Origin of the sequence: Paenibacillus sp. Marseille-P2973, from assembly GCF_018101095.1 — a bacterium.
Taxonomy (GTDB): Bacteria; Bacillota; Bacilli; order Paenibacillales; family Paenibacillaceae; genus Fontibacillus; species Fontibacillus vini.
In genome coordinates, this window is record NZ_JAGQEH010000006.1 from 26,687 (window position 1) to 41,882 (window position 15,196).

The following is a 15,196-nucleotide window of genomic DNA, read 5'->3' on the forward strand; positions in this document are numbered from 1 at the left end:
AGGAATCATATTTTAGTCTGTTATTAATACATAAGCTGTTGCATCAGGAACAACCCTTAACAATAGTAACTATTGGATTTTTAAGTTCAGAGATTAAATTCTACTGGAAAGACGTGCGCTAAAATCAAGCGCACGCCTATCCTTATATCTTCATGTATTATTCAATTCTGATTCAATTATTGTTATTGGCTTTTTCTTAACCTGATGGTATATTCGGCCTAAGTATTCTCCAATAATCCCTAAAAACAAGGCATTTAAACTTAAAGATAATAGGATTAAAATTGTTGTCGTAGCAAACCCAGCCGGCCAGTTAGCACCAAATAATAGTTTCCCAATCAAATATACAAATAAGCCCACAAATGTAATGACACTAATGGTTAGACCCGTGTATGATGCAAGTCTCAAAGGAGCAGTTGAATGGTTTAGGATTCCGTCAAATGCAAGTCGAAAAAGATCCTTATAGGAGAACTTACTTTCTCCCCTAGTCCTCTCATGACGATTATAAGGAATCCCTTTTTGATTAAATCCCATACTAGCGATACTCCCCCGAAGATACGGTGCAGCATCATTCATTTGTTTTAATTGTTCGATAATTTGTCTGTCAATTAGTCTGAAATCTCCAGCGTCTCGCGGAAGGTGGTCCTCACTGAGTGAATCAATCATTCGATAGAAGATTTTTCTAACACTATTGATCCACCAGCCTTCTTTTCTGGAGACCCGTACACCATATACAACTTTATATCCACTTTCCCACTCTTTTAAAAATTCAGGAACTAAATCGATCGGATCCTGCAAGTCACAGTCAATTTGAATCGCCATATCACCATTTGAATTGATATACCCCGTATATATTGACCGTTGATAACCAAAGTTTCGTGAGAATCTCAATACCTTTACCCTGTTATCAACCAACGCTATTTCTTTTAAAATTTCAAAGGTTCTATCGGTGCTGTGATTGTCAGTAATCACAATCTCATAATCGTATTTACTACTCAGAGATTCCATGAGTTCAATTAAAGCATGGTACATAGGGATAATATTTTCTTCTTCATTAAATACGGGAACTACGAAAGAAATAAGCTTCTTTTGAATCATACCTTTTACACACCTCTTGGCAGAAGAAATTTTCAGCTAATTTAGATTCTTAATAATTTTAGTTATACCATCTTCTACGTTATCTTCCCATTTCCAGCCTAACTCTTTCATTTTGGAAATATCAGCACATGAGTCCATAATTTCCGAGTCTCTATAAGGCAATGCTCCAAACAGTAGTTTAGTAGTAGAATTCGTTAGTGAATGGGCAGATTCAATAAATTGCCTAATAGATATACTAGTTCCCCTACCAACTCCTACCTCGCTATATCCCTCATGGAAAGAATCCAAATTATTAACAATCATGCGATAAGCAGAAGACACATCATCAACTGATATAAAATCTCTCTTTTGCTCTCCAAGAGTTAATTCTATAGACGTTACATTTCTCAACAATTGAAAAATAATATTGTAAGTAAACTTATTCGGGCTATCGTTAGGTCCAAATACATGCTCTAGACGAGCATTAATAAATTTTGTCTGGCTATTATCATAAAGCGACTTAGCTAACTCCTCAAAAATCCTTTTTGTTTTTGAGTATGCATTGAGATAATTATAAGATAAATTAGTGTCCTTATTAAAAAAGGTATCTGTGTTTATAAAAGCCTGCACTTTATGTTCAACAGCACTCTCTAATAGTTTCACTGGAAAAAGAATGTTGCATTCAATTTGATCACTCAAACTTTCATTATTACCATACGAGGTTGCCGCATGAATAACAATATCTATGCTTTCACGAGCAAATATCTCACTTATTACATCCTTATCAGTATCATAAGAAGTAATTCTATTTAAATAATTGGCAATTCGATAGGTATTTGAATAGGTCCTTTTCAATATAACAACATCATGTTTATCTTCAAGTAGTCCATTGACTATGTGACTTCCAACAAAACCAGTTCCACCAGTTACAAGAATTTTCATCTGCTCAATCCTCAAATTCAATTATTATCATATTCAAGAATTTGCTTTATACAAACATCCCTCATATTAATCTGATTTATATATGCATGGTTCCATTCGATAATTTTATCGATGGCGTGATCCAAAGACCATTTTGGATTCCAACCTAATTCATATTTAGCTTTGGAACAATCAAGCTTCAAATAATGGGCCTCGTGGAAGTCATTACTTTGATTTATTTGAAAACTTGCATTTCCTGGCCATTTCGAGCAAAATTTTTCTACAATCCACTGAACGCTCTTAGCATCTTCGTCGTTGGGTCCAAAGTTCCAAGCTTCTGCATACTTACAGCCGTCAAAGTATAGATTTTCCGCTAGCATTATATAACCGCTTAAAGGTTCAAGAACATGCTGCCATGGCCTGATTGAGTTAGGATTTCTGACTATGATAGGAGAATTCCCTATTAGGGATTTCATTATATCCGGAACAAGTCTATTATTAGCCCAATCTCCGCCTCCAATAACATTACCGGCCCTGGCAGTCGCAATTGCTACTCCATGCTTATCATAATCCTGTAAGTTAAAAAAAGAATTGCGGTATGAAGCAGTTACTAACTCTGAACATGCCTTACTGCTAGAATATGGATCGTATCCGCCCAAGGGTTCATTTTCACGATATCCCCAAAACCATTCCTTATTCTCATAGCACTTGTCCGTCGTTACATTTACAACAGCCTTAACACCATTCATTCTTCGAACCGATTCCAATACATTAGCGGTCCCCATCACATTTACCATATATGTTTCAAGAGGATTAATATATGACTCACTGACCAGTGGTTGCGCAGCCATATGAATCACTATTTCTGGGTTAGCCTCCTTCATCGATTGTTCGAGTATTTCCAAATCTCGAATATCAGCAAAAATATTTTTCTCTAGAAGCGATTCAATATTACATAAGTCAAATAAGTTTGGATTTGTAGAAGGCGGAAGGGAGTAGCCTGTGACTTTCGCACCCAGTTTTGTCAGCCACATAGCTAACCAAGACCCCTTAAATCCTGTATGTCCGGTTAAAAAAATTTTTTTATTTTTCCAAAATTCTTCATTTATCATTTGTCATCACCGTCTTCTGATCCCACGTTTTCCAAGGAGCCCTCCCCATTTTCCATAAATCTTCGAGAAGGTTTTTATCTCTCATAGTATCCATAGGCTGCCAAAATCCTTCATGTTTGTAACTCATTAATTCTCCATCCTTAGCCAACCCTTCCAATGGCTCCTTTTCAAAGACAGTAGTATCATCGGCAATATAATTAAAAACTTCAGGTTGTAAGACAAAAAAACCACCATTTATCCATGCACCATCGCCTTTTGGCTTTTCCTGAAAACCTTTAACTTCATTGCTATCAGTAATAGTTAGTGCGCCAAACCTTCCGCTTGGTTGTACCGTTGTAACTGTGGCAATTCTTCCATAGAGTCGGTGGTTCTCAACCAAGTCTGATATATTTACATCTGAAACTCCGTCACCGTAAGTGAGCATAAAAGGTTCATTCCCTGTATACTTCTGAATTCTCTTCACCCTACCGCCAGTCATTGTATCTAAACCGGTATTAACTAAAGTAACTCGCCAAGGTTCAGCAGTATGATTATGAGTGATAAGCTGGTTATCATTTTGAAAGTCGAATGTGACATCCGATTCATGTAAAAAATAATGAGCAAAATACTCTTTAATGTAGAAACCTTTATAGCCTAAGCAAATGACAAAGTCATTAAATCCATGATAAGAATAATGCTTCATAATATGCCACAAGATTGGCCGCTCACCTATCTCGATCATAGGCTTCGGTTTAAGGTGAGATTCTTCGCTTATTCTAGTTCCGTACCCACCCGCAAGTATAACTACCTTCACACTAAGCCCCCCTAGTTCATTTTGAAAAAACAAATTCTCTTATCTTATCAATTACATAATCAATCATTGCATCTGTAAGGCCGGGATAGACACCTACTAAAAACGTATCTTGGAGTATTTTATCCGTATTTGTCAAATCTCCATGTACTCTATAATTAACTCCTTGGTAAGCTGGCTGACGAATTAAATTCCCAGCAAAGAGCATACGTGTTTGAATTCGATTTCCTTCAAGATAATTGACAATTTCATTTTTGGTGAATCTCGCTCCATCACGAATTGTCAATATAAAGCCAAACCAACTTGGATCTGAATTAACTGTTGCCTTGGGTAAGATAAAGTAATCTTCCAAATCCTTCAACCCTTGGTACAAGCGATTAAAATTGTCCTTTCTAGCCTGAACAAAACCAGGAACCTTCTTTAATTGAGCCACCCCTACGGCAGCCTGCATATCCGTAACTCTTAAATTATAACCAATATGAGAATAGGTGTACTTATGATCATAACCATAGGGGAGAGAACCTAATTCCCAACCAAATCGTTTGCCACATGTATTATCACAGCCTGAAGGACACCAGCAATCTCTTCCCCAATCCCTAAAGGATTCTATGATACTCTTTAATAATGCATTATTAGTATAAACTGCTCCGCCTTCTCCCATAGTCATATGATGAGGAGGATAAAAACTAGACGTCCCAATATGACCGTGGGTACCTGTTAACTTCCGATTAAAGGTAGATCCTAGAGCATCACAATTATCTTCAACTACCCAGAGATCATGTTTATTTGCGATTTCCATCACCTTGTCGAGTTCAAATGGATTTCCCATGGTATGAGCAATCATAATAGCTTTGGTCTTTGGAGTAATGGCTTCTTCAATACGTTCCGCAATAATATTATATGTTCCTAATTCGACATCAATAAAAACCGGGACAGCTTGATTTTGAACAATTGGACCTACTGTTGTAGGAAAACCTGCTGCAACAGTAATAACTTCATCTCCCGGCATAATACGCTTCTCTTTCAATTTAGGAGAAGTCAAAGCTGAAAAGGCCAGCAAATTGGCAGAAGATCCAGAATTCGTAAGCAGAACATATCGTACTCCCAAATACTCGGCAAAGTCCTTTTCAAATTGCTTATGATATCTACCTGCTGTTAGCCAAAAATCCAATGAAGAATCAACAAGATTTCTCATTTCATTTTCATCGTATACTCTTCCGCCATATACTATTGATGAATTACTTCTATCAAAATTAACATTTCTATTAGAGTGAAATTTATTATAATATTTCTCTACCTCAAATAATAACTCCTTTCTGGTAATTTTTTCCAACTCGCTTGTACTTACGTTTGATACTGAATCCACTTCATCCAAGGCTAGAATAAATTTAGAGCGAATATCCACAAAAAAATTAAAATCTAAATCTTCGGAATAGTATTCATAATATAATTTTTCATCGTAAAGTTCAGGACTGCCTCGATAAACTTTATAAGCTTTATAATCTTTATTCTCTTGTTCAGATATCAGAGCATATCCCTCTTTATTTTTATATTTAACAATGCTACCTTGTTTCACTATTTTCCACCCCATTAATTTTTTTAAAACTCCAGTACTTATGTCCAACAAAGCTGATTGCTGTGGTAACAAGAAGTGCAAGTGCTTGTGATAATAATTTATTGATTCCCCCATTATCAATCAATAAATGTAACAACAACAAATTCACAAGAAATGTAATGAAATATACTAAAACAAACTTTAAAATGCTTCTATGATTAGTATTAACGGAATTAAAAGTCCATCTTCTATTCCAAAAATAGCTATTAATAATACCAAACAAATGGGAAAACATTAGTGCAAATAAGTAATTATCACTTACAAAACTAATGAAAAATATATAGGCAATAAAGCTAATACATGTGTTCAAAATTCCTACTAAAACAAATTTAAAGGGTTGAGATCGCATTCCTACCTCCTTGAGAAACGCTTGAGTAAGTTTTGAAATGACTTAAAGTTGACGAATAATATAGAATATAAAATAGTTAATAGAAGAATTAGTAATCCTAAGTTTAAACTGTTCGGCTCATATTTAAATTCAACTTCATGTTTTCCTGCAGGAATCTGTAAACCTTGGATAAGTCCATTCACTTTTAGAACTTCTCTTTTCTCACCATCTACATAAGCATTCCATCCTGGGAAAAAGCTTTCTGAAAAAACTATAAAACTTTTTTCATCAGAACTGACTGTCGCACTAGCAAACCCATCCGTGTATTTAATATTTTCTATAATTGCTAACGAAAATGTACTACTCCTTATACCTTCAACCAAACCGGATTTTGAGAGATCCATATCAAAAATTCTAGAATACTCCCCATTAGATTCATTAACATTCAAGATAGAATACATCTTTGGTAATACGTTCATATTCTCATATAATGTATATCCTTCTTCCGTTAGAAGTTTTTTAAAGGTGACTTTTGGATATTCTCTGTTCCCAATTTTCTCAAGTTTTACTTGATCTATATCAATCTTTGTTTGGTTATCAGAAAACACTCTAAAAAAGACATTTTGCGGAACTGCTAAACCTGAATAGATAAATTTCGTATATTTCTTGTCTACGCCTAACGGAACTGTCATTTGTTGTTCATTGTTATCGTATCCTTCCCCCCATAAATCAATAAACACTGGAGTCTTAGATGCTTCTTCTAAATCCACTGATATTTTATAAATCATATCCGGCTCAATTGTTACCGGATTCTGTATAACTGACATTGATCCTGCTTGAGATGAGGGAGGTACAGTAATATTATTATCAGTATACACTGCTTTAACTTCTAAAATATCAGTCTTGTTTATTGTATTAATTAATGAATTATAGACATTTGAAACAATGATATACTTAGCATTCAAACTTGATAGTAAACTACTATTTATTAATAAATTATCCGAATTATCATTAACTCCTCTTTCATCAAATTGAGTAAGTGATCTATATTCTTTTGTAAGAAAAGTAGCATAACCATTAATCGTATGAATATTATCCATTATATTTTTGTTTGGGGAAAAATCGATCTGTTCAAAATCATTTTCATTGTTTATAACTGGCCAAAGACGTTCTCCATTTTGTATATGACTTTTTAACAAAGCACTTATTTCTGACTCAGATGAGTAATTGAAAACAACTTTTTCATGATAAAAATCAAAAGTGTGTAAATCTATTACAATTAAAAATGCTAATGAAAAGAAAACAAGACGATTTCCAATGTTCCTATACCTTTGAACTATTATCAAAAAGATTAAATACATTACCATAATCCCTAAAGGGATTAAAATAGCAGGATTTCTCAGTGAAAATATATCTGCAAATTCCCCAAATGTTCTACTTTTAAACAACTCTGTTGAAGACAATGCAGGTGTTGCTGACAATATCACTTGGAATATTTTTTGAATTACCATGATGCAAATAATAGAACAACCTATTAATATACCAGTGATTCTAATTAACAAGGTATAAATATTCATTGCTTCTTTTCTATTTTTTATTAATTTATCAATTTGCTTTGCAAACAAAAATGTCATCCCAAAACTAAATCCAAATAAAAACCTTGCTGACACCCTAAAGTAATTATAACCAGGTACTAAATACATAATTTTATTTATTATTGGTATTGAAGCTCCAAGAGCAAGTATTAAAGAAATAAAGGCGATGGTTGACCATATTTTAACGTGAAAATCTTTTCTTTCCTTAAAAACAGAAACAATAGCAAATATCAGTGGAAGAATTCCGATATATAAAGCAAACTCCGTTAAATTTCCTGGGCCAAAATAAAATGTATCATATAACTTATACGGACTGTTAGGAATATGAACACCGAGAATATTAGGAAATATAAGAGTAATTAAAGAAATGAAATCAAGTGAAAAGCTTGAAAAATACTCATAAGTAATTTCTGTACGCCCGGCAGATTTCGTTAAAATTATCAATGGAACAGTCTGAACAGCCGTTAACCCTAATGTAATAATTGAAAAGTTTATTTTCTCATAAACCCATCTACGAAATGAATCATATTTTTTTATTGAAAATATGAAATAAACCAGCAATATAATAGCAGTGTAAAATGATATTTGAATAAAGCCTGCAAATACTTGCATTGAAAAGGCCGCACTCATAAAAAAAATGTATTTCTTTTTTCGAGTTGTTAATAGCTTTTCGTAAAAATATAGGATAATTGGAAGCCATACTATTGAATTTAATACCGTTACATGTCCAAGTTTTGCATTGAGCGTACCAGAGAACATAAACACAAGTCCACCTAGAAAGGATGCTTTCCAGTTAAGCTTTATCTGATTTAAATATAAATAAGTAAAGACGCCTGCTAAGGATAGATGGAATAAAAACATATAATTATATGCGAATTCAAAAGGCAAGAAAGTGTAAAAAATTAAATTTGGGAGATAAAATATTGAATTTTGAATATCAGCGTGAGATGGATACCCTAAATTTATATAGCTATTCCATAAGGGAAGATGGAGATTTTTTAGATTCTCTGCTATAAAAGAGCGTGGAGGCACATAAAATACCTTTCCATCTCCCGGTGCCCAAAAACCTTTAGAAATAAAAAAAATAAAGTAAAATATAAAAGGAACAATGAAAAAGAAAGTTATTATTAATTTGTCTCTTTTCTTATTTTCGCTACTCAATCTATAAACCTCACTTTTTATTGAGACTTTTAACGATCCGGCTTATATTATGATCCAATAAATTTCCTGTATTTTTTTCAGTTAACACTTTCAAAAGCTTACTTTTGTAATTATTTATGAATTTCACAAAACCCAAGTTTAAATTAGTTGATTCCCCTGAGGATATGTTTTTTACAAAATAACAATATTTCTCCACACTTACATACATGCTATTATTTTGAGAGGTATATTTTAATATGTTTTTCCCAAACCTTATCAAATCACTTTTATAAGCATTTAAAATCCCTTCGATTATTTCATCAATCTCACCTTCATTGAATCCAATCTTATATACAACTCCACCAGGGAATTCAGAAAAGGATCCTATATTAGTTGCTATTACGGGCTTTCCATGCCCCATAATTTTTAGTAAACTTGCAGAATTTTCACCCTGAGTCGGATATCTTAAATTAATGCACATATCAGAAGCAGCGATATACTTGTCAAACTCTTCAAGATCTACATATCCTGTAAAAACCACTTCTTTTTCCAACTTATATCTTTTTACTATCTCTTTTAGGGGATAAGAAGGTGCAACTTCGCCAACAATGTAAAACTTAAGGTTATCAATTAATTGTCTTGATTTTATGATTGAAATCGCCTCAATTACTTTATCTATCCTTTTTGTAGGATTCGCATAACCCAAAGCGCTGATTACAAAATCTCTTTGGCCAATATCAAGCTCACTCCTGGCCGTTTCTTTTTCGAAATCCAAATTGTCAGTGCTGCTAATGTATGGGGCTGGGATAGGAACAACCTCAATCGGTACATATCCTGCCTGTTGTTGAAGAAGATCCTTAGCAAACTGGGAATGCACAATAATGCCTGCAGAATGATCCAATATTCGTAAGTTAAGTGGATACTTAAGCGAATTGCTCTCCCATATCGGAGATATCTCACCATTCAAAAATCTATTTGCTTCATCAAGCCCCTCTTTACCATGACAATACAACATCTCTTCACGATATCCATCTAAGTTGCCCTGTTCCAATGTCTTAGCTGCAAAAAAATGATGCAATGAATAGTCATGCAAAACCACGATTCCAGGATATTTCAAGATAAATTCATAAATTTCTTTGTGCGCCGAGTAGTTATTCCCCATATGATAAAGAATCGCATTGTATTGTTTATTATCATATCTCTTAGAAAATTCAGCATACTCTCTTATTACGAAATTCTCTTTTATGTTGGTGTTTTCAACTTCAAATCCATTTTCGACGTATACTTCTACGTCATAAACCTTGGACAACTCCGGCAATAGATCTTCACTGTAGTCAGAAATCCCTGATCGAATCGGATTTAACGGTGAAAAATACGCAATCTTTTTCAATATTTAAACCCCTATCTTATTGTCTCCGTCAAACGGTCTATAACATGATCCCAAGATATATGTTTTACAGATTCATATCCTGTATTTCCGAATTCCTTTGCAACTTCTTTATTATGAAACAAATAATCAATTTTCATGGAAATCTGTGAGGGGTTTGAAGAAACGTAACCATTAATATCGTCTTTAACAAATTCCAGTACTCCGCCGGTATCATCCAAAGTAATAACCGGTTTTGAAGATAAGAATGCCTCTAATGTGATATATCCATAATCTTCATCATAAGGAGCAAAGTAAACCGCTAAACAGTTCGCGTACAGATCAAGCAATTGCTTGTCCTCAACAAATCCAAGGAATTTCACCCTATCCGACAAACCAAGTTTAGCCGCTAGCCGTTGAAGATTTTCTCTTTCAGGGCCTTGTCCTGCAATTATGCATTTAACATTAGGGTCTGAACTTTTTAACGACTCTATCAATATATCTACTCTCTTAAGTTTGTCCAATCTGCCGACAGAAAGTATATAGTTATCAAAATTATTAGAATAATATAAACCAACATGTTTAGGAGGATGATAGAGCACTTCAGAATCAATTTTGTTATATTTGGCTAACCGATCTGTTGTATTCTGAGCAATTGTATATATTTTTTTTGAATCAGAGAGACTATTATAATCATATCGACTTATTAGTTCTTTTATCGACAAACTCTCAGGAGAATAATCATAATTGCTGTATTGTGTTCCCAGCAAATCATAAACTTGTCTAAATTGATGTACTAACCAGGTAACTTTATTCTTATGTTCTATGCCATAGGAAGGGAATTTCGTACCTATAACCAGGTCTATTTTCTCTCCATTACTTTCGGATAAATCTATGAATTTCCAGTTCATCATGCTTTGAATAAGCTGCTCGTTCGGGTACCATTTGAAAGGGAGTTGAATAATATCAACGGAATAGTTCCTGTTGCCCAACTCTCTTTTTAAAGAGTTAACTAAGAGTTCTGCACCCCCTTCAACAAATGGAACATGAGAATGGCAAATAGCAATTTTTTTCTTCATTTATCTATTTTCCTTCCCGAAACAAACGATGTTGGCTAGTGGTTCCATCAAGTCGCCGACTCTATCACTAGGTAAAAGCAGTTCCCCTACAGGAATGTTATGAATTAATTTAAACCCATTGTCAGATAATTCATCTAAAATTTCATTCATATGCCAGAATGCGTCATATACATTGAAAACATGCCATTGATAACGATTTCTTAATTGGCCCTCAACTAACTTATTCGGAAAGTCGCAAATAATAATTCCATTAACACTCAATGATTCAAATAGTTTTTTATATATTTTTTTCCGATCGCTATAGTTATAGTGTCTAATGAACCTAAATATAGTAATGACATCAAACTTTTCTGTGGTTTCAAAATCGAAAATATCTTCCTTTACATATATTAGCTTTCCTTTACCTGAAAGTTTTTTAGCAGAAACAGATATCATAAAAGAAGAGTTTTCAACAGCAGTGCATTTACCGTAATCAACCAATTCCTCCAATATTCGCCCCTCACCTGATGCAATATCAAGAATTGACAAATTAGAACCAGGAGTAAAGTTTTTAATGAAAAAATGAATTGCGCTTTTCTCCAGTCTGTTATACGTCCTCATGGGATAGTCGATAAACCGATCTTCATCATAATTTTCAGCAATAAATTTATCATTATAATATTCTTTCATCCCAACTTTTCCACAGACTAAATACTTACCTTTTTCCTCCAGCATCCTTCTCCACTCACCAAGTTTTGGCGCAGCTTCTTGAGCAGTCAAATTCTTATATAGTTTAAAGTACCTCAACTTATTTTCACTATTTAAGTAAAACAATTCCCTTCCATATTTAGAAGCATTGTTTAAATACTCATCATAATTTCCGGCTAATTTCTCGATACAATCTTTTAAACTAACGACATTAGGTTCTCCTGCAACTCCCATGCCGTAAGTTTCGACCAATCGAGCTAATCCCACCACGTTCGTAACAATAGCAGGAATGCCAAGTATTAGGCTTTCAATAAGCGACAACGGACTTGAATGATTATTCTCATAAGTCACGTATGGCAAAATAATAGTGTCGATATCGCTATAGAATTCTACCATATTTAAGTAACCTTCATACACATGAAGATTAGTAAGTTCCCTCTTCTTGATTTCCTGATGTAGCTTGTCCGTATCATTCGATCTCCAGGAAATTTTAAAAGTATAGCCCCTGCAAATAGAGGCTAACTCTAAAATCAAGTCCATGCCTCTCTGGACCCAAGTATCAGAAGTCATTGGCGAAGAAGCAAATCCTATAGTGAAATTGTCATTTCTCTTTTTCTTTGTTTCTCCCCATTGAATGTTGCTAAAATTGTTCATAAAAGTAGAACGCAGGCCGTACGTAGATAAATTATCCCTAACAGCCTCCGATTGACAGATAATTTGCAAATTACCTACATCTATGGCGTGCGAGAGATGTTCAAGAAATTGCTCATCTGTTCTCTTCAAGGGCTCCATTCCGGTTACATTAAATAAAGTAACCCTATTATCTGAATCATAATTTCTTTCAAACAATTGATACGCATCTAGATCATCATGAAAAATATGGATAAGTCCTGGATTATGTCTGGAGATCAGTTCAGAAAAGTTATAAGACCAGTAATAGACATTTTCATTTTCATCATATATTTCAACGTTATCTTGAAGATCACTTTCCAATGAAACAAACCTGTATTCGAAATCACGAAAGCTTTTTGAGAATTCGTTAAAATAAGTCTTCGCTTCTTTTTTGATGGCTTCAATATCTTTCTCGTCCTTGTAACTAAAACAAAAAAAATAAATTAACGGTCTACTATTATTTAGTGACATAATGTTTCGATTCAGCTCCTAAGTTAAGATTGGCCAGACCTAAACACGGTATCTCTGAGATAACTCTAATAAACGTAGTATCTATCATCCGATCGATAGTAATTACGTCCCCTCCACTTTGATCGGTAATGCCAAAACTTAAAAAATAGCTTCCTTCATTTAGATAAAGAGGAAGTGTCAACTCGTAGCATACATTGTCTCCATTGTTCAATTTATCGATAGTACTATTGAGAAGCCTCGAGTTTGTTCCGAATACTTCGATTCCATTTATAGTTTTAAAAATCACTCCGAATACCGGAGTTATAATTGTGTCATTCGCCTTTACCTTGAGCCGAATGGTGATTTTGTCTCCTGTTCGGTAGACCGTTGTTTCCTTCCCGGCTTGATCCAATACCTCATATTCTGCAATCTTCGCTTTACCATTCCCGTATCTCAACTTTTGCTGGTCCTCTTCACTTTTTTCAGCCACCTGCAGATTTGCGGTCAATGACATCTTTTGATAATAGTTCACGACTTCATTTGAACTACCCTCGAATATTAAGCTTCCGTCATAAATGATGCCCACCCGGTCACATAAAGCTCTAACGGCATTCAGATCATGTGTTACTAAAATAATTGTTTTTCCCAAAGCCTTAAATTCTTCAAATTTCGAATAGCATTTTCTTTGAAACACTTCATCCCCGACTGCCAAAGCCTCATCGATTATAAGGACATCCGGGTCAACATGAATGGCCAATGAAAAAGCTAACCTAACATACATCCCACTCGAATAGCTTTTCACCGGTTTATCAAAGAACTCCCCAATATCGGCAAATTCTTGGATAGCCCCCATCTTTTTTTCTATCTCATGACTTGGAATGCTATATAAATAACTATTGTAGATAACATTCTGTCTGCCTGTTAATTCCGGATGAAATCCCGCTCCTAGTTCAAGCAATGCCGCAATTCTGCCGTTAACTTTAAATACGCCCTGGGTATGTTGCTTTGTTTGAGCAAGGATGCTAAGTAAAGTACTTTTTCCGGAACCATTAAAACCAATAATCCCGTAAGTTTCCCCTTTTTTTACCTCGAACGAAAGATTTTTCAAAGCCCAAAATTCTTGATGTTTTTTAACTAATCCCGCAGTAAATAATTCAATCAATTTAGCGCTATTTTGAGAATACAATTTAAACTTTTTACTCAATCCCTTACAAACAATAGCCAAGTTCTGATCTATACCACTTTCTTCATCATTTGATGAATCCTTAGATAAATTCACTCCGATAATGAGAGAATCCGATCCATATGATTTGAACCAGGAATCCCCTTCGCGCACTAAATCCCACTCCATGTCTATGGAATCGAGTTTTGAATAAACAATATAGTTGCATTTTACTAATACGCTCTCACCAGGGGCTATATTATATGGCAATTTAGTACGCATGCCTTCTGTAACAGTACCCTTATCATTTTTATAATGATAGCCTATTAAAACCGGGTGATCTTTATTATACGCGTACCACACTTCCTCACCCGTGTTTGTAATTAATAAGGAAATTGAGCTCATTCTACCTGAAGTTGTATTAACTTCTGTTTCTTCAACGACTGGAGTTATCCTCGCATTATATAGACTCATTCGTTTTCAACCCACTTTTGTTCATACTTTCAAAAGCTGATAACACTTCAGCCTCAAGATCCAAATTCTCCGGATTTTCTCTTAAAGCCATCAGAAGCAGATGGTATCGATTCAACTCATTATTATGGTTTCCTTCAAATATCGCAAGATCCCTAAAAAGGTTACTTTTTATATCCTTAGATAATTGAATTTTTATTGCATTTATTTTTTCATTCATTTGACTTTCGCGGATACTTATCTGCTCCACTATCTGTTCATTGATTCTAGTCTGAAGCTCATCTTCATAATAATTCCGGATACTCTCCACATTGGAACTGACCACTTCCTGGAGTGCTATTTTGCACTCATCGATAATATCATTGGTTATTTCAACAGATATACTTTTAAAAAGCTCCTTACTTGAGGCGTCATTATCCACCAATTGCCGGTCAACAACATATAACTGGTCGATTACCTTCTGATTAAATTGAATCTGCTTCATAAAAATCGGGCGAAGCAATTTCCTCAAAAGCTTCTTTGTGGAAACAATAAATTTCCCTGCAAATTTTCGATGAGAAAAGAATTCAACCTCTAAAATATTATGATTATCAATTAATGGTTTCAACGCAGCATCGTTTTGGTTAGAAGTTGCTTGGAGCGGTAAAGAATTATTTAGTTTAAACAAAATTCTATCGTGAATCCGCTTTTTCAATTGCTCTTCATTAAAGTTAAGTTTGTCCATGTTCCCCTCC

Annotated in this window: 12 protein-coding genes; all 12 read right to left on the reverse strand. The window is 34.4% G+C overall.

Going from position 1 to position 15,196, the window contains the following annotated elements:
* Nucleotides 1-150: 150 nt before the first annotated feature.
* The 12 genes from KB559_RS14080 to KB559_RS14135 are packed head-to-tail and all read right to left on the reverse strand — an operon-like array spanning nucleotide 151 to nucleotide 15,186.
* Nucleotides 151-1,095, reverse strand: a complete 945-nt coding sequence (locus tag KB559_RS14080; RefSeq protein ID WP_211022567.1) for a glycosyltransferase family 2 protein — start codon at nucleotides 1,093-1,095, stop codon at nucleotides 151-153.
* Nucleotides 1,096-1,131: 36 nt separating this feature from the next.
* Nucleotides 1,132-2,016, reverse strand: a complete 885-nt coding sequence (locus tag KB559_RS14085; RefSeq protein WP_211022568.1) for an NAD-dependent epimerase/dehydratase family protein — start codon at nucleotides 2,014-2,016, stop codon at nucleotides 1,132-1,134.
* 17 nt (nucleotides 2,017-2,033) lie between these two features.
* A complete protein-coding gene (gene rfbG / locus KB559_RS14090; protein ID WP_211022569.1) occupies nucleotides 2,034-3,107 on the reverse strand; it encodes a CDP-glucose 4,6-dehydratase in 1,074 nt (357 codons plus the stop codon).
* Nucleotides 3,097-3,900: a glucose-1-phosphate cytidylyltransferase gene (gene rfbF, locus KB559_RS14095; protein WP_211022570.1), complete on the reverse strand. Its 804-nt coding sequence runs from the start codon at nucleotides 3,898-3,900 to the stop codon at nucleotides 3,097-3,099. Before rfbF ends, rfbG begins: the two co-directional genes overlap by 11 nt.
* Nucleotides 3,901-3,916: 16 nt before the next feature.
* Complete coding sequence (gene rfbH / locus KB559_RS14100) at nucleotides 3,917-5,545, reverse strand: lipopolysaccharide biosynthesis protein RfbH (protein ID WP_247681831.1); 1,629 nt, start codon at nucleotides 5,543-5,545, stop codon at nucleotides 3,917-3,919.
* Nucleotides 5,460-5,861, reverse strand: coding sequence for a GtrA family protein (locus KB559_RS25595; RefSeq protein WP_211022571.1), 402 nt, complete (start codon nucleotides 5,859-5,861; stop codon nucleotides 5,460-5,462). Before KB559_RS25595 ends, rfbH begins: the two co-directional genes overlap by 86 nt.
* 2 nt (nucleotides 5,862-5,863) lie before the next feature.
* Complete coding sequence (locus KB559_RS14110; RefSeq protein WP_211022572.1) at nucleotides 5,864-8,596, reverse strand: YfhO family protein; 2,733 nt, start codon at nucleotides 8,594-8,596, stop codon at nucleotides 5,864-5,866.
* 10 nt (nucleotides 8,597-8,606) lie between these two features.
* On the reverse strand, nucleotides 8,607-9,965 hold the full coding sequence (locus KB559_RS14115) for a glycosyltransferase family 4 protein (protein WP_211022573.1): 1,359 nt from the start codon (nucleotides 9,963-9,965) through the stop codon (nucleotides 8,607-8,609).
* A gap of 11 nt (nucleotides 9,966-9,976) precedes the next feature.
* On the reverse strand, nucleotides 9,977-11,020 hold the full coding sequence (locus tag KB559_RS14120; RefSeq protein WP_211022574.1) for a glycosyltransferase family 4 protein: 1,044 nt from the start codon (nucleotides 11,018-11,020) through the stop codon (nucleotides 9,977-9,979).
* Nucleotides 11,021-12,850, reverse strand: a complete 1,830-nt coding sequence (locus tag KB559_RS14125; protein WP_211022575.1) for a methyltransferase domain-containing protein — start codon at nucleotides 12,848-12,850, stop codon at nucleotides 11,021-11,023.
* Nucleotides 12,837-14,465 (reverse strand): ABC transporter ATP-binding protein, encoded by a 1,629-nt coding sequence (locus KB559_RS14130; protein WP_211022576.1) that lies wholly within the window; start codon nucleotides 14,463-14,465, stop codon nucleotides 12,837-12,839. The genes KB559_RS14125 and KB559_RS14130 overlap by 14 nt, the downstream gene beginning before the upstream one ends.
* Nucleotides 14,452-15,186, reverse strand: coding sequence for a hypothetical protein (locus KB559_RS14135; protein ID WP_211022577.1), 735 nt, complete (start codon nucleotides 15,184-15,186; stop codon nucleotides 14,452-14,454). Before KB559_RS14135 ends, KB559_RS14130 begins: the two co-directional genes overlap by 14 nt.
* Nucleotides 15,187-15,196: the final 10 nt, after the last annotated feature.